Source organism: Aristophania vespae (genome assembly GCF_009906835.1).
GTDB lineage: Bacteria > Pseudomonadota > Alphaproteobacteria > Acetobacterales > Acetobacteraceae > Aristophania > Aristophania vespae.
This window is the reverse complement of the sequence record NZ_CP047652.1, coordinates 1,820,257-1,833,940: the sequence shown is the minus strand read 5'-3', so window position 1 is coordinate 1,833,940 and position 13,684 is coordinate 1,820,257. Positions and strand designations below refer to the sequence as shown.

The following is a 13,684-nucleotide window of genomic DNA, read 5'->3' as shown; positions in this document are numbered from 1 at the left end:
CTGGGTTAATTTGTGAACGTTTTAGGGATTGTCCTTTGTCTGATATTTGTAAGTTTCCTTTATAATGGTCCCGCATATGGGGACGTTAATAATCCAAAGACAAACCCCGAAAATATTACTGTAACCTCCGAGCTTATGCCGCGTTTAACCCAGGAAACTGGCACTCAGGTTACGGTTATCACGGCCCATGATATTGAGATAACTCAAAGGCGCGATCTTTCTACGCTCCTGGCTCATACCCCAGGCCTCAATATGGTAAGGACAGGTGGCCCTGGCGGGACAGGTTCTATCTTCATGCGTGGGTTAAATGCCAATGAGGTAAAATTACGTCTCGATGGCATGGATATTAATGATCCTTCCGGGCCAGCGGGGGCTTTTGACACTGCCCAGTTTTTGACTGATGGTTTAGCACGCGTTGAAATCTTGCGTGGCCCGCAAAGTGGTCTTTATGGCGCTGATGCGATGGGTGGTGTTATAGATATGAAGACACAAAAAGGGAGAGGGTCTTTAAAAACAGGGCTGCGTATTGAAGGTGGCACTTATAGCACAGCCAACCAAATGGCTTATCTTTCAGGACAGCTCGAAAAATTTCATTATTTCATAGAACTCTCTCATAATCATGTCGGACGTTACCAGGCTGTGCCCCGATATTACAGGCAAAAAATAGAAAGCAAAATAGCCACTAATCGAAACGATAACAGAACGGCTAACTTGCGTTTTGATTATGACATGCTGGAAAATCTAACTTTCACTTTAACATCACATTTAACGCAAGCTGATTATGATTTTGAAGCGGATCAATCCTTACCACCAGACTACGTGTCTGTTCCCACTTCATTACGAAATGAAAACAACCTTAATCAGGCTATTATAAGAGGCGAGACCAAACTTGTTTTATTTCATGGTGCTTTCGAGCAATATGCAGGACTGGGATATGTAACTTATCGCCGTCGTGACCGTACAGCGGGGCAAGCAGATATTGCTTTTAATAGAGGTGACCGTTTAAAGGCTGACTGGCGAGGCCTTACCCATCTTGGGCAAAATGCTTCATTTTTGGTAGGGTATGATCATATCAAAGAAAGATTGATCCGTCCGGCTCGCTATCAGACAGTAACAGATGCCGGCTACGGTCAGCTAGAAGGAAACTGGCGCGATATTTTTTATGGAGCGGCTAATATCCGCTTCGATCAAAATTCACGTTACGGTCATTATGTTACATGGCGCGTGGCTCCTGCCATTAAAGTTCCCCATACAGGTTTGACCTTAAAAGCAAGTGGTGGAACAGGGTTTCATGGTCCATCTTTAAATCAGCTTTTTGTGAGTTATCCCGATTTTAATAGCTTTGCCAATCCTAATCTTAAAGCAGAAAAACTCATAGGATTTGATGCCGGGTTTGAGGAACATCTTTTAAAAGATCGCTTTGTTTTTGGCGCTGATTATTATGAAAATCATGTCCATAATCTCATAAATTATGCCTATGTTCCTTCCATGAAGGCATATAGCTATCTTAATGTAGCACGCGCCAAAACACATGGTATGGAGGCATATTTCACGGCAAAGTTTCTATCTTCTTTACAGTGGCAAAGCAGCTATAGTTACGTCATAGCACGGGATTTGGAAGAGCATGCCATGTTGGCGCGCCGCCCCAAACATAAAATTACCTCTTCACTGATTTGGACACCAATCAAGGATCTAACAATTGTGCCTTCTGTGCTCTATGTAAGTTCTTGGCATGATATAGACCGTTATAACTTTAAAAAAATACGGTCAGAAGGGTATGTCACTCTCGATTTATCGGCTCAATATAATCTTACTAAACAGGCCCAGTTATTCATAAGGGCTGATAACATGGCCAATGAGCGTTACGAAAATCCCGCAGGATATAGCCAACCTTCTCGCTCTTTTTATGGGGGTGTTACAATTGGGCTTTAATAGAGGGCGGAAAAATAAAAAACTGTTATGTTTGCTGCTTAGTCTTGCAGGTTATGCCTTTCAGGCTGCGGCACAGCCAGCAAACATAAAACATGTTGCCTCTCTTAATCTCTGTTCTGATCAATTAGTGCTTTCTCTTTTAAGGTCTCAGGATATTGCTGCTTTAAGTAAGCTCTCTCAAAATTGTTCTGAATCTGTAATGTGTGTCAGGGCGAGAGCTTTTGCGACTATAAGGCCCGAGGGAGAAGAAATTTTGAAATATCATCCCACCCATATTATAGAAGGATTATGGGGGCATCATTCAGTGCAGAAAATTGCGCAGCTTCAAAATATCCCTTTTTATCAGCTTCCCCCTGTCCAGAAACTTGATGACATAACAAAACAAATTAAAGATTTGGCTTTATGGTTAGATGTCCCCTCTCAGGGAGAGACAGTCATCCATGAATTTACATCATCTCTTCATGAAATTCGCTCTCATCTGAAACCACCTTTACTCAAAGCTGCCTTTTATGGTGACAATGATGACTTGCTTTTGGAAGATCTCTTAAAAGAGGCTGGTTTTATCTCTCTATCTGGGCAAAAGAAACATTACAGGGTTTTTTCTGCAGAGACGTTATTGATAAACCCACCTGACCTTTTGGTAAGTACAAAACTTAATGAAGGTGCGTCTTTAAAAGAGCAAAAATCTCTGCCGCCTATATTGCTAAATCACTTTAATGGGCCTCATCTGCTTATCATTCCCATGAAATATAGTTTATGCGGCACCCCTCAAACGCTACATATAATGAAGCTCCTCATTCAAGCGCATAACGCGCTCTTAGAGGGAGAGTGAAACATGTCTCGCTCTCATAAGATTCTTCTCATTCTGGTTTTTTTGCTTGGGGGAGTGGGGGTTTTTTCTTTGTCTTACGGTCTGCCCAAAGAAGTTTCTGTCGTTCAGGGCATGAAAGACCTAATTTTTAATCATGACTCAGTGAGTGCCTTAATTATTGGTCAGTTGCGCTTGCCACGTTTGATTCTAGCCTTTCTGATTGGCAGTGCTCTTGGGTTATCAGGAGCGAATTTGCAGGCTGTTATGCGTAATCCCCTGGCTGACCCTGGTATATTAGGAATCACAGGCTGGGCCTCTTTGGGGGCGGTGATTGTGTTTTATACGGGGCTGGTGCCAGCTTCATCACTGATTATGACATTCGCCTCTTTTGGAGGGGCCTTTTTGGCGTCCATAGTGCTTTTTTTACTCAGCCGCGGGGGCTAATGATTATGACACTTACGGGAATAGCCTTAAGTACGGTAAGTGTGGCCTTATTATCTCTCATATTAAATCTTGTACCTAGCCCTTATGCACGTTATGAAATGATGCACTGGCTTATGGGGTCGCTTAATCAAGTTGATTTAAACGACGTACTTATAGCTTCTCCAGGCCTTATAATAGGCTGCATTTTTCTTATGAAAACCAGACATAGTCTAGATGGTCTGGCACTGGGTGATGATGTTGCTTTTACAATGGGAATTAACCCTTACCATGTGCATTTACTCATTATAGCGGGGACAGCTCTCTCTCTGGGGTCTGCTGTGGCGATTGCCGGAAATATAGCTTTCATCGGGCTCATTGTGCCTCATATTATTCGATATGTGGTTGGATTTAGGCCGTCTGATTCTCTTTTGCCTTCTGCTTTATTAGGGGGGTGTTACTGGTTGGTGCCGATATGATTGTGCGTTTTCCCGTTATGGGGGCAGATTTACCATTAGGGGTTGTAACAACCTTAATAGGTACACCGTGCTTTCTTTTTCAAATCTGGAAACTTCATAGTCGCAATGTGCAGTAATATTATTCTTAAGGCCGAACATATTAGTCTTAAGCGCAAGAACAGATCATATTTATCAGATATGTCTTTAGCGCTAACCCCAGGTGAGCTTATTGGTATAATAGGCCCCAATGGGGCGGGGAAAACAACTTTATTAAAGGCTCTATGTGGTCTTGTGCCAATTTCAGACGGGCATGTTTTTTTAAATGATAAATTATTAGAGTGTTATTCCCCTTCTCATAAAGGCAGGGAAATTGCCTATGTCCCTCAGGATAGGGTTCTACCTTATGGTATGAAACTTATAGACGTTGTTTCTTTAGGGCGTATTCCACATTTTAAAACGTCCAACGAAAAAGATGATAAAGACCTAATAAACGCCATTTTGCACGAACTAGATTTGTATGGGCTGCGTTTTCAAAGAGCCGAAACATTATCAGGTGGTGAAAAGGCACGGTTATGTCTAGCGCGTGCCCTGGCCGTTAATAGTTGTTTTCTTTTGCTTGATGAACCCACAGCATCACTCGACCCTGCACAAACGCTCAATGTTATGTCACTTCTGAAAAGACAGGCTCTTATTAGACAAAAATCTGTTTGTGTTGTGCTGCATGATTTATCATTGGCAGCACAATTTTGCACTAAGCTTATCATGCTCGAAAAAGGAGTATGTATTGCACAAGGGACCGCCCAGGAGGTTTTAACCCCTGCTTTATTGCAAAAATTATACCAGATTGAAGCCGAATTTATTGATAATATTCCGGTTCTGTTCAAAAAACATCATCCTTCATGACGCGTATGGCTGCTATTTTCGGTCAAAGGACGTTGGGCATAGCGGCGAGCCAGTATGGTGCAAACAAAAAGCTGAATTTGGTGATAAATCATTAATGGCAAAACGATAATACCCGCTCCCGAAGGAAAAATAACACTTGCCATAGGGATTCCTGTAGCTAAGGATTTTTTAGAGCCACAAAATTGCAGGGCGATGTCATTTTCTTTAGTTTGGCCCAGAATTTTGCCCAAAAGCCCGGTGAGAAAAAGAAGCGTAAAAAGTAAAATACTATCCAGAAGGGCGACTTTGCCAAGGTCAATAAGGGGAATACGCTTCCAAAGCCCCTGTAAAACAGCCGTGCTAAAAGCGGCATAAACCAAAACAATAATTGATCCTCTATCAGAGATAGATAGTAAAATCTTATGGCGCTGAATAATTGGGCCAGTCCATTTTTGGGTTAATTGCCCAAGGATGAAAGGAAGCAGAAGTTCTCGGCTGACTTCGATGATTGTCTGTAGCCCCGATCCACTATCGCTACGGTGAAGCAATAAGCCGCTCAATAAGGGTGTAAAGAGAATGCCCAGAATATTTGAGGCTGTTGCAGCACATATAGAGGCTGGCACGTTACCACGTGCAATGGAGGTGAGGGCAATTGAAGATTGCACGGTAGAGGACAGACAGCAGAGAAACAAAATGCCGGTCCATAATTCTGGTTTAATGAAACCATCTTTAAATATAGCGTGACAAATCAGGTAAAGGGCAAATCCTAAAAAAGGGAAAATAACAAAGCTGGCAAAAAGGGTTCCTCCCTGTAAGCGCCAATCCTGTAAGCTTTCAATAATAGCGTGACGTTTTAACTTTGCGCCCTGAAAGAAAAACATGAGCGTGATGAGGAGGGTCGAAAGTCTATCTAACCATATTTGTCCTGCGGGAGGGCATGGCAAAAGTGAGGCTAATATCACGGCCCCGATGAGCATTGTAAGAAAAGGATCAAATTTTTTCATAATTATTATCCAAAATGACGTATCATGCCCTTGAAAACGCTTATCTTAAATATAAATGACCTAAAGCACCTTCCTATATTAGGTGCACCATAAATATAATATTAACTTTTTATTTATTTTAGAAAGCCTATGAATATGAATCATGTTAATCTTCTTAAAACAAAATCCAGAAAAAATTACAGTCCTGAAACAAAGTGCGATTTAAATAAACCTAAAGCCAAAAACTTTAAAGAGAAGAGTTTAGCTGTTGCAGAGACGAAGGCTTCTGTTGCTGCTGCCAAGCTTGGTATTCATGATCGTCTTTATCGTCCTTCTATTCATTTTACACCCTCTCAGGGTTTTATGAATGATCCTAATGGGTTGGTATTTGACGGTCAGAATTACCATTTATATTATCAGCATAATCCTTTTGCCCCTTTTGCTGGTAATGTGCATTGGGGTCATGCCATCAGTAAAGATCTTTATAACTGGCAGGATAAGCCAGATGCTATTGATGAGACAGCAGAAGGACAAGCATTTAGCGGTAGTGCTGTTTATGACCGCCATAATAGTTCAGGCCTCTTCTCCGGTGGAAAAGAGGGTGGCCTTGTTGCAATTTTTACCCGCTCCTTGCCCGAAAAGCAGTCTCAATATGTAGCTTATAGTAAGGATGGGGGCGATCATTTTATTGATTATGCCAAAAATCCGGTATTGGATGTCGGCAGCTCTTCATTTCGTGATCCTAAAGTGTTGTGGCACGCGCCAAGCAATAAATGGATTATGATTGTGTCACATGCTCGTGCCCACAAGCTCTCTTTTTATGGCTCTTACGATCTTTTAACATGGATGCATCTTAGTGATTTTGGCCCGGAAGGGGCTTTTGCTGTAGATTATGAATGTCCAGCGATGGCAGAAATCAAAGTTGAAGGAGGAAAAGCGGGTGAAACGCGCTGGGTTCTTTTTCTTTCCATTAACCCAGGTGCACAATTAGGCGGAAGCTCAACAGAATATTTTATTGGTCATTTTGACGGTGAGCGTTTTATCCCAGAGGATAAGCAAATTCGTATGACGGATTTTGCAAAAGAATGTTACGCCCTACAAACATATAATGATATGCCCTGTGGGGCCTCGACCTACATTGCATGGATGAGCAACTGGCAATATACGGAAGAAGTACCAACCCAAACATGGCGCGGTGCAATGACGCTTCCTCGTCAAATGGTTTTAAAACGCGACGAATATGGTGATTTGCGCCTCGTGCAAACGCCTTATGGGCTAGAAGCTCTTCGTCAGGCACCTGTACAATTTGATGTTCATTATTTTAATTCAGGTGATTCAAAAAAGGTGGCACTTCCTGGTAATAAGCCCATTGAGTTATTGCTGGATGTCACTTTAGAAAATCTTGCAGATGTTCATTATAAAAATAACAAATGGCTGCCACCCCGTTTCTCCGTGACCTTCTCTAATAAAGCTGGTGAGGAGTTTAGCATCGGTGTTGATGCCATTTATAATCAGCTTTGGCTTGATCGCAGTAAGTTGCGCGGTTTTGATAATCCATTTTTCACAGGGCAGTTCTCTGCTTCACTTCCCCAGGATGTGCGCAGCTTTCAGCTCAGGATCATCCTGGACGGTAGCACATTAGAAATTTATGCCAATGGGGGGATGGTCGTAGGAACAGCGCTTGTTTATCCAGATCAGGCTCTAGAGACGGTGACGTTATCAGCTAGCAATGTTTCTGCTCGCGTGGAAAATGCAGCGCTTTATCCTCTGAAAAAGACAATGAATCGTGTCACATTAGACTAAATCATATCAATGTAACGTAACTACTTTTTGTTAAATTGAGGAGCGCTTGGAGACATACCAAGCGCTCCTTATAGTCAGATGCTTCTTATTTAGATGACAGCGAGCGGAACTTTATGAGTTGGTGGTGGAAATGCACGCTCAAGCTCAGCAAGATCTTTTTCTGTAAGCTGAATTTCCAAAGCAGCGATATTTTGTTTTTGGTGCTCTAATGTACCAGCTTTGGGTATAGCAAGAATATTTTTATGTCTTAATACCCATGACAAGGCAATTTGCGCTGCACTTGCTGGCCCAAGGCTTGTTTCATGGTGTGCGGCGATAGCTTTGAGCGTGGGGTGCTGTATGAGGTCAGCTCCTTGTCCAATAGGCGAATAAGCCATGGTGGCTATATTTTTCTTAGCGTTCCAGGAAATAAGGTCATATTCAATGCCTCTATGTTCCAGGCTATAAAGTACTTGGTTTGCCAAACAATTAGCACTAACATGATCTAGCTCTTCCATATCAGAGCAGTCAAAATTAGAAACACCCCATGCTTTGATGAGACCTCTTTTTGTAAGATCTTCAAAGGCTCGTACGGTCTCTTTTAATGGAACAGCACTGCGCCAATGGAGCAAATAAAGGTCAAGATAATCAGTTTGCAAATGTTTAAGTGAGCGTTCACAGGCTCGTATTGTATTTTCATAAGAGGCATTGCTGGGCAAGACTTTACTGACCAGAAAAGCTTTCTGTCGCCTGCCTTTGAGAGCGTCTCCTACCAAAGCTTCCGAACGTCCATTGCCGTACATTTCAGCCGTGTCGATAACGCGTAACCCGGCATCAAGTCCGTATTGGAGGCTTTCAATTTCGCTTTTACGCTGATTTTGCTTGTCACCCATTGCCCAGCTTCCCATACCGAGGAGCGGAACCTGTAAGCCGTTACGAAATGTAAAATGGGGGAGTGAAGATGTGGTCATGATAAATGCTCCTTCTTCTTACAAAGAGCGTAGGCCCTCTCACATCCTTAACACAACATAATTCTCTCAATTTTGAGGGGAGCTCTCTATATCTTCCTAAAAGATAGCTTAAAGAGTTACACAATTCGGCAAAGCCGCACATGAAACAAAAACTCAGATAAACACAAATTTTTGGAAAGAAACTAAAATGGTGCCCAAGGGCGGGATCGAACCACCGACACTGCGATTTTCAGTCGCATGCTCTACCGACTGAGCTACTTGGGCACCGTGCATAAGCGATACGCTTATGACTGAAAAGGGGTTTACCCTATGATGAAGAACTGATCAAGCCTCTTAAGTGAGGATTTCTTATCCTTTTTGCAAAGGGTCTTCATCCTGCGGCAAAATAGTCTCATTTTCTTCATCATCCTCTCGGTATGAAGGAACGCGATATTGCCCGGAAAACCAACGTCCTAAATCAATATCAGCGCAGCGTTGTGAGCAAAAAGGACGAAATTTTTGATCTGTCGGTTGCTGGCAAATAGGGCACATTAATTTAAGCTCCAACAACGAAACGAATGTTCGGTACTAACAGAGAAATGAAGTTTCTTACCCCATTCCCTTTCAAAATAAATAAGTGCTTTTGGGTCAGACTCAAGAGCATGGATAATAGAGGCAGGGGCGCAAAGTGTAGTTCCTTGCGCTTTTTCCCGCAAAATCGTGCGTAAAATAGCAAGACCCCGACCATGAGGAGATGAAAAAGATTCGTAAAGTGGGGGGCGTCTTCTTGGCCTAACAACCTCAAATAAACCAGAGGGTGTCATACCGAGCACTTTGGGGCAAAGAGGATCCTGTTCGTTAAAAAAAGCTTCTTGCAGAAATTTTAATAAAGCAGGGCGCTTCTTTGTGCGTATACCGGCAGGATCAATAAGAATTGTGCCAGAAAGGTTTCTAAGGCGAATCTGGTGAGTGAGTGCCTTAAAAGCACGGACATTAGCCTCGAAATCAGGATGTGAGGCCGAATCAAGATCAATAGACGTTAAGGCTGGTGTGACGCTAATATGGGCTGTAAGCGGTCCTACCATAATTGTGGGCTCTAAAAGCTCTTCCCATTCTGAGTCTAAAAATGATGTCTCTTTTTGGGCAATGCGCTCTAGAAGGGGCCGAAATTTTGCCGGAATTTGAGCTGCTAACGTAGCATCCTCATAAAAAATTGGTGCCTGAGGCGCTTGAGAGCAGAGATCATCAAGAGGATGTGGCCCGGCTTTTAATAATTTAGGTGTTGTATGAGTGCTGTCATTTTCCTGCGAGATAAGCTTTAAGCGAAGGCCCTTATTGTTTTGAGCAGCTCTTATGACTTCTGCTTTAACAAGCTGCCCTTCTTGTAACTTGGCTTTCGTTGATAGGAACCCTTCTTCTTTTGATTCGAGCTGTACAAAAGCCCCATCTAGCCCGGATTCTTTGGAAAGAATGCGTACAAGATGCTGGTCTTGCCACCCATCTGGTGATCCAGGGCGCCAAAGGGCAACGTCACAAATATGATCTGCCTGAAGAAGGGTAAAACGGAGTTCACCTGGTGAACCAGAAAGCTGAATATGCATGTGGCTAGCTTCTCAACATCTTAAACGACGCGAAAAGAAGGTTGCCCTCGTAAAAGCTGTGCTGTTTCAAAAAGAGGTAAGCCAATAACGGCAGAGGGGCTTCCTCCCATTTGCCTTATATAAGACGCAGCTGCTCCCTGGAGGGCATAGCTTCCTGCTTTGCCACGCCAATCGCCCTGAGCGATGAGAGAATCGATATGATGTGGCTGCATGTTAGTGAAGGTAACATAGCTTTCTACAATGCGTTCACTAACATGGCTGTCAGGCAGAATCGCACTGGGATAAAGCGCAATAGCTGTAAAGACTTTATGCCGGCGACCTGAGAGAAGGGTCAGGTGTCGGCGCGCTGTATCTTCATCTTCAGCTTTTTGCAAAATACGCCGTCCTACGGCAACGACTGTATCAGCCCCCAAAATCAGAGCAGGTTCTTGGCACTGAGATGCCACAAGAGCAGCTTTTTCGTGAGCGAGTCTTTTGGCATAAAGCCGCGGCAATTCCCCTTTACGGGGCGTTTCATCCAGATCAGCGGGGATAACACGGTCAGGAACTATGCCAATTTGGGCCAAAAGTTCCAGACGCCGGGGCGATGCCGAGGCCAAAATAAGAAGTGGCTTCTTATTTTGAGAGACTAACTCATGAGGCAAAGACGTCATTTTAGAGACTGAAGCCGTCATATATTATTTAAAGCGGAAGGTAATGCGGCCTTTACTGAGATCATAGGGCGTCATTTCAACATTGACCCGGTCTCCTGCGAGAACGCGAATACGGTTTTTACGCATTTTGCCGCTCGTATGGGCCAAAATTGTATGTTCGTTATCCAATGTTACACGAAACATGGCATTAGGGAGGAGTTCTGTAACAGTTCCCGTAAATTCAATCAGATCTTCTTTGGACATGGAAATCCTTCAGGCAAGGCAAATTAAAGAGGTATTATAGCAAAGCTGGACAGAAAATGCCTAGTTTTGCTGATTATGAGAGCCGCATTATGTGCGATTCTCTTGGGAGAAGGTCAAGAGAAACTCGCTAAAATCATTAATTTAAGGTGCAGTTTGGCAAAGAGTGGGTTCTAAAAGACGCTCTTTTGCATGCCAGCAATAATATGTCAGCAAAGAACGGTGGGGCGAAAAAACTTCAGTTATCTTATAAAGTTCCTTGGGGGATGGGCTTTGGGGAAGTTTTTTTATGCGTCGCCACCCTTCTCTTACGCCAAAATCATCAGCTGGAAATATATCGGGCCGGTCAAGCGTGAAAAGCAGAAGCATTTCTACTGTCCAGCGTCCAACGCCATAGAGTGACGTTAATTGAGTTATCAAAGTTTCATCATCAATGGTTTTTGCTTGCTGGGCTGAAGGAATAATCCCTTCTAACTGAGCTTGAGCGATTCCCTTAAGGGCACGAATTTTACTATTTGAGAGACCACATTCCCTGAGTGATGAGTCTTTTAGAGATAATAAAACTTTGGCAGATGGTGGGTGCCCATTGCCTGTCATCGTGCCCGATTCCGTCTTATTTAAAGAACAAAGTCTGGCAAAAATAGTTTTGACAGCTTTGCTGTGCAGATGCTGGCCAGTAATTGCGTGAATGAGTGCTTCATAGGGCTCTTTGAACTGAGATGCTGCAAAGCTGGAAGTAGCATTATGAAAGAGTTGGTCAGTTCCAACTTTTTGGGCATAGGCGTAAATATCAGGGTCATTTAAAAACGGGGTAGGTAGCTGAGCCATTTGCATAATTTCCCTATTATATGAATAAAGATTATATCTCTTTAATTCATATTAGTGATGACAATCTGACCTGTTATGAGGCACAAGGAAAGGGCTATGATTGCGATTAAAGCTGTGTTCATCTGCCGTTCCTTTTGGTTATTATCCCTGTGACAGTTTTTGATGTTACACAGTCCCCTCGGCGTGCCAAATTAGGAGATTATGCTGCGAATCCCATAGCGCAGCGTGCAGCGTCTTCTCCCATGATGCGGCCAGATACAATCGTGGAATCGCCTCTTATTGGGCCCTCCATATTATCAATTTTAGTGCATCTTATGGCACTAATTCTCATTTTATACAGGGCCCCCATTATACATGGCACACCTGATGACATTAATCAGCCTCAGGTAGAAATGGTGTTTGATGCCCCTCCCAGCAAGCAGGGCTTAAAGGGGCCGCAAGTGCACAATCCTGGAAGTGACGCGCCCGCTGTTTCTGCTCCTCCGGTCCCGCAAGAGAGCACCCCCGCTTCTGTTGTGCCTTCACCAGAGACGCCATCTTCAACGCCTGCACCTGTTGCACCATCAGGTGACCTGGCCCAGGCACCCGAAATAAAACGCCCCTTAACGCCAGCAACACCCAAGGCTGTTCACCGAAATCCGATTTCCAAAAAACCATCTCCGCGACAGCGAAATACGCATAGTAATCCTTTTTCACATCCAATGGATTTGTCTTTTAGTGGTGAGCCTTCGCCTCGTAAGAGACGGCACGGTCGCAAGGGGGGCTCAAGAGGGCCTGTTGATTTCTCATTAGGGCCACTAAGCGTTAATGGTAAGATCAACGCGCCTTATCGCACGCGTAATCATATTAAAGGCGTCAGTTCAGATTATGGAAGTGAAGTTGATCGCTGGATTCGGGCGCATATGTTCTATCCTGATGAAGCTGCCCAGGCAGGGGAAGATGGCCCCTCTTCAGTTCATGTTGTGATTGACAGGACCGGGCATGTACGGTCTGTACGTCTAACCAATCAGTCTGGTTCTTATTCGTTGGATGCAGCAACAGTTGGTATGTTCCAGGGCGCCCAACTCCCTCCGGTGCCTCCCGATATGTCAGGAGATCATTTTGATCTTGATGTGACTATTAATTACATTTTGATACATTAATGAGAATAGCCTCTGGCTGAGATGACTCCCCTGATGGTGAAAGGATTAGCCTTGATTTTGCGTTTTTGCTCAGTCTTGTGGGCTCTGTTAGTTTTGTTAACGCTGCCGGGCTGCCTGGATGTAGCCCATCCTTTTGCTCATAGAGGTGGAAACTCTCAACGCCTGACCCAAAAAAATTTACCGCCCCCTCGTTTGGCCGTGCCGGTGCCAGTGGCGGCAAAAGCACCGTGGCGTTCAGCAACAGCCTTATGGGCAAAAGATGTTGTTGTAGCTTTAGTGGCGCAATCACTTCCTGCCGTTGCACAACCTCCCAGGCAAGGCGATTGGTGGCTTCGTTTAGGGGCCAAACGTGTTAAAAATGGCGTAAAACCCCGTTATTTACTTTATGATCCTGAAGGAAAAGTGCGCGCTAAAGGATATGGCTCAGTGATAGATCGTGCTGGGTGGCTAGCGGCTGATCCTGTAGCGTTAAATACGGTTGCCCTGGAGATAGCACCAGATATTGCACGTTTGCTGACAGGGATTCAGGTTAAAATTATGCAGGCTGACCCGCATAGTTTGATGAATCGTCCTGCGAAAGTTTACTTTGCAGGTGTTGAGGGTGCGCCAGGTGATGGGAATATTTCTTTAGCGCGTGCTTTTTATGCCTCTCTACCTGATGGACGTAATAATGTGCAAACGAAGCCGGAAGATGCTGATTATACCGTAAAATGTAGAGTACAGCTTAAGGATCTACCTCCCGGTCCATCTCAGAAAAAAGCCAGTGAGCAACAAATAACCATCATCTGGCGCGTTACCGATTCTAAGGGCAAGGAAGCCGGAGCCGCAACGCAGCTCCACGCTATAGCCATACATTCACTTGATGGGGCCTGGGGCGATATTGCTGCAACGGCTGCTCATGAAGCGGCCGGTGCTGTCAGGACGATTATTACAAATTATTCCGGGCGTGATTTAAAGATGTCGCAAAAAAAATAAAACTATTGGCGTGGTGCTTAGAGAAGG

Annotated in this window: 14 protein-coding genes, 1 tRNA gene and 1 pseudogene; 8 read left to right on the top strand and 8 right to left on the bottom strand. The window is 44.0% G+C overall.

The annotated features are described in order from the left end of the window. Nucleotides 1–12: 12 nt before the first annotated feature. The 5 genes and pseudogenes from GT348_RS08255 to GT348_RS08240 all read left to right on the top strand — a co-directional run bounded on the left by GT348_RS08255 (nt 13) and on the right by GT348_RS08240 (nt 4,524). A complete protein-coding gene (locus GT348_RS08255; RefSeq protein ID WP_236646486.1) occupies nt 13–1,932 on the top strand; it encodes a TonB-dependent receptor plug domain-containing protein in 1,920 nt (639 codons plus the stop codon). Continuing rightward, nucleotides 1,856–2,764, top strand: a complete 909-nt coding sequence (locus GT348_RS08250; RefSeq protein ID WP_160619287.1) for an ABC transporter substrate-binding protein — start codon at nt 1,856–1,858, stop codon at nt 2,762–2,764. The genes GT348_RS08255 and GT348_RS08250 overlap by 77 nt, the downstream gene beginning before the upstream one ends. A 3-nt stretch (nt 2,765–2,767) precedes the next feature. Continuing rightward, nucleotides 2,768–3,187 carry an iron chelate uptake ABC transporter family permease subunit gene (locus GT348_RS09605; RefSeq protein WP_256375720.1) on the top strand — a complete coding sequence of 140 codons (420 nt, stop codon included), beginning with the start codon at nt 2,768–2,770 and terminating at the stop codon, nt 3,185–3,187. Continuing rightward, a pseudogene (locus GT348_RS09600) lies at nt 3,187–3,758 on the top strand (FecCD family ABC transporter permease). The gene GT348_RS09605 and the pseudogene GT348_RS09600 overlap by 1 nt, the downstream one beginning before the upstream one ends. A 61-nt stretch (nt 3,759–3,819) precedes the next feature. Further along, entirely contained in the window at nt 3,820–4,524 is a 705-nt protein-coding gene (locus tag GT348_RS08240) for an ABC transporter ATP-binding protein (RefSeq protein ID WP_160619286.1), read from the top strand. On the opposite strand, the gene GT348_RS08235 is transcribed toward GT348_RS08240, so the two are convergent. Further along, nucleotides 4,512–5,507: a bile acid:sodium symporter family protein gene (locus GT348_RS08235; protein ID WP_160619285.1), complete on the bottom strand. Its 996-nt coding sequence runs from the start codon at nt 5,505–5,507 to the stop codon at nt 4,512–4,514. The two genes, GT348_RS08240 and GT348_RS08235, sit on opposite strands and share 13 nt — an antisense overlap. 135 nt (nt 5,508–5,642) lie before the next feature. Here GT348_RS08235 and GT348_RS08230 point away from each other — a divergent pair, with 135 nt between their 5' ends. After that, entirely contained in the window at nt 5,643–7,289 is a 1,647-nt protein-coding gene (locus GT348_RS08230; protein WP_236646484.1) for a glycoside hydrolase family 32 protein, read from the top strand. 89 nt (nt 7,290–7,378) lie between these two features. Here GT348_RS08230 and GT348_RS08225 read toward each other — a convergent pair whose 3' ends face one another. From GT348_RS08225 to GT348_RS08195, 7 genes are all read right to left on the bottom strand, one after another. Beyond that, on the bottom strand, nt 7,379–8,239 hold the full coding sequence (locus GT348_RS08225; RefSeq protein WP_160619283.1) for an aldo/keto reductase: 861 nt from the start codon (nt 8,237–8,239) through the stop codon (nt 7,379–7,381). Nucleotides 8,240–8,427: 188 nt separating this feature from the next. Further along, a tRNA-Phe gene (locus tag GT348_RS08220) sits at nt 8,428–8,503 on the bottom strand. Between the two features lie 84 nt (nt 8,504–8,587). Then, nucleotides 8,588–8,770 (bottom strand): DNA gyrase inhibitor YacG, encoded by a 183-nt coding sequence (locus tag GT348_RS08215; RefSeq protein ID WP_160619282.1) that lies wholly within the window; start codon nt 8,768–8,770, stop codon nt 8,588–8,590. Further along, the gene (locus tag GT348_RS08210; protein WP_160619281.1) at nt 8,770–9,819 is read right to left on the bottom strand and encodes a ribonuclease E/G; all 1,050 of its coding nucleotides are present in this window, start codon (nt 9,817–9,819) and stop codon (nt 8,770–8,772) included. Before GT348_RS08210 ends, GT348_RS08215 begins: the two co-directional genes overlap by 1 nt. 20 nt (nt 9,820–9,839) lie before the next feature. After that, nucleotides 9,840–10,472: a Maf family protein gene (locus GT348_RS08205; RefSeq protein ID WP_236646483.1), complete on the bottom strand. Its 633-nt coding sequence runs from the start codon at nt 10,470–10,472 to the stop codon at nt 9,840–9,842. Nucleotides 10,473–10,496: 24 nt separating this feature from the next. Next, nucleotides 10,497–10,715: a translation initiation factor IF-1 gene (infA, locus tag GT348_RS08200; RefSeq protein WP_141451242.1), complete on the bottom strand. Its 219-nt coding sequence runs from the start codon at nt 10,713–10,715 to the stop codon at nt 10,497–10,499. Between the two features lie 141 nt (nt 10,716–10,856). Further along, a complete protein-coding gene (locus tag GT348_RS08195; protein ID WP_160619279.1) occupies nt 10,857–11,540 on the bottom strand; it encodes a DNA-3-methyladenine glycosylase family protein in 684 nt (227 codons plus the stop codon). A 134-nt stretch (nt 11,541–11,674) separates the two neighbouring features. Here GT348_RS08195 and GT348_RS08190 point away from each other — a divergent pair, with 134 nt between their 5' ends. Together GT348_RS08190 and GT348_RS08185 are read left to right on the top strand one after the other, a co-directional pair. Then, a complete protein-coding gene (locus tag GT348_RS08190) occupies nt 11,675–12,682 on the top strand; it encodes an energy transducer TonB (protein WP_236646482.1) in 1,008 nt (335 codons plus the stop codon). 51 nt (nt 12,683–12,733) lie between these two features. Further along, entirely contained in the window at nt 12,734–13,657 is a 924-nt protein-coding gene (locus GT348_RS08185; protein ID WP_369692600.1) for a hypothetical protein, read from the top strand. Nucleotides 13,658–13,684: the final 27 nt, after the last annotated feature.

Excerpts from the sequence above, each read along its gene's own strand:
- infA (WP_141451242.1), bottom strand. The coding sequence starts at position 10,715 with ATGTCCAAAGAAGATCTGATTGAATTTACGGGAACTGTTACAGAACTC.
- GT348_RS08230 (WP_236646484.1), top strand. The coding sequence starts at position 5,643 with ATGAATCATGTTAATCTTCTTAAAACAAAATCCAGAAAAAATTACAGT.
- GT348_RS08225 (WP_160619283.1), bottom strand. The coding sequence starts at position 8,239 with ATGACCACATCTTCACTCCCCCATTTTACATTTCGTAACGGCTTACAG.
- GT348_RS08240 (WP_160619286.1), top strand. The coding sequence starts at position 3,820 with ATGTCTTTAGCGCTAACCCCAGGTGAGCTTATTGGTATAATAGGCCCC.
- GT348_RS08210 (WP_160619281.1), bottom strand. The coding sequence starts at position 9,819 with ATGCATATTCAGCTTTCTGGTTCACCAGGTGAACTCCGTTTTACCCTT.
- GT348_RS08205 (WP_236646483.1), bottom strand. The coding sequence starts at position 10,472 with ATGACGTCTTTGCCTCATGAGTTAGTCTCTCAAAATAAGAAGCCACTT.
- GT348_RS09605 (WP_256375720.1), top strand. The coding sequence starts at position 2,768 with ATGTCTCGCTCTCATAAGATTCTTCTCATTCTGGTTTTTTTGCTTGGG.
- GT348_RS08250 (WP_160619287.1), top strand. The coding sequence starts at position 1,856 with ATGAGCGTTACGAAAATCCCGCAGGATATAGCCAACCTTCTCGCTCTT.
- GT348_RS08195 (WP_160619279.1), bottom strand. The coding sequence starts at position 11,540 with ATGGCTCAGCTACCTACCCCGTTTTTAAATGACCCTGATATTTACGCC.
- GT348_RS08235 (WP_160619285.1), bottom strand. The coding sequence starts at position 5,507 with ATGAAAAAATTTGATCCTTTTCTTACAATGCTCATCGGGGCCGTGATA.
- GT348_RS08215 (WP_160619282.1), bottom strand. The coding sequence starts at position 8,770 with ATGTGCCCTATTTGCCAGCAACCGACAGATCAAAAATTTCGTCCTTTT.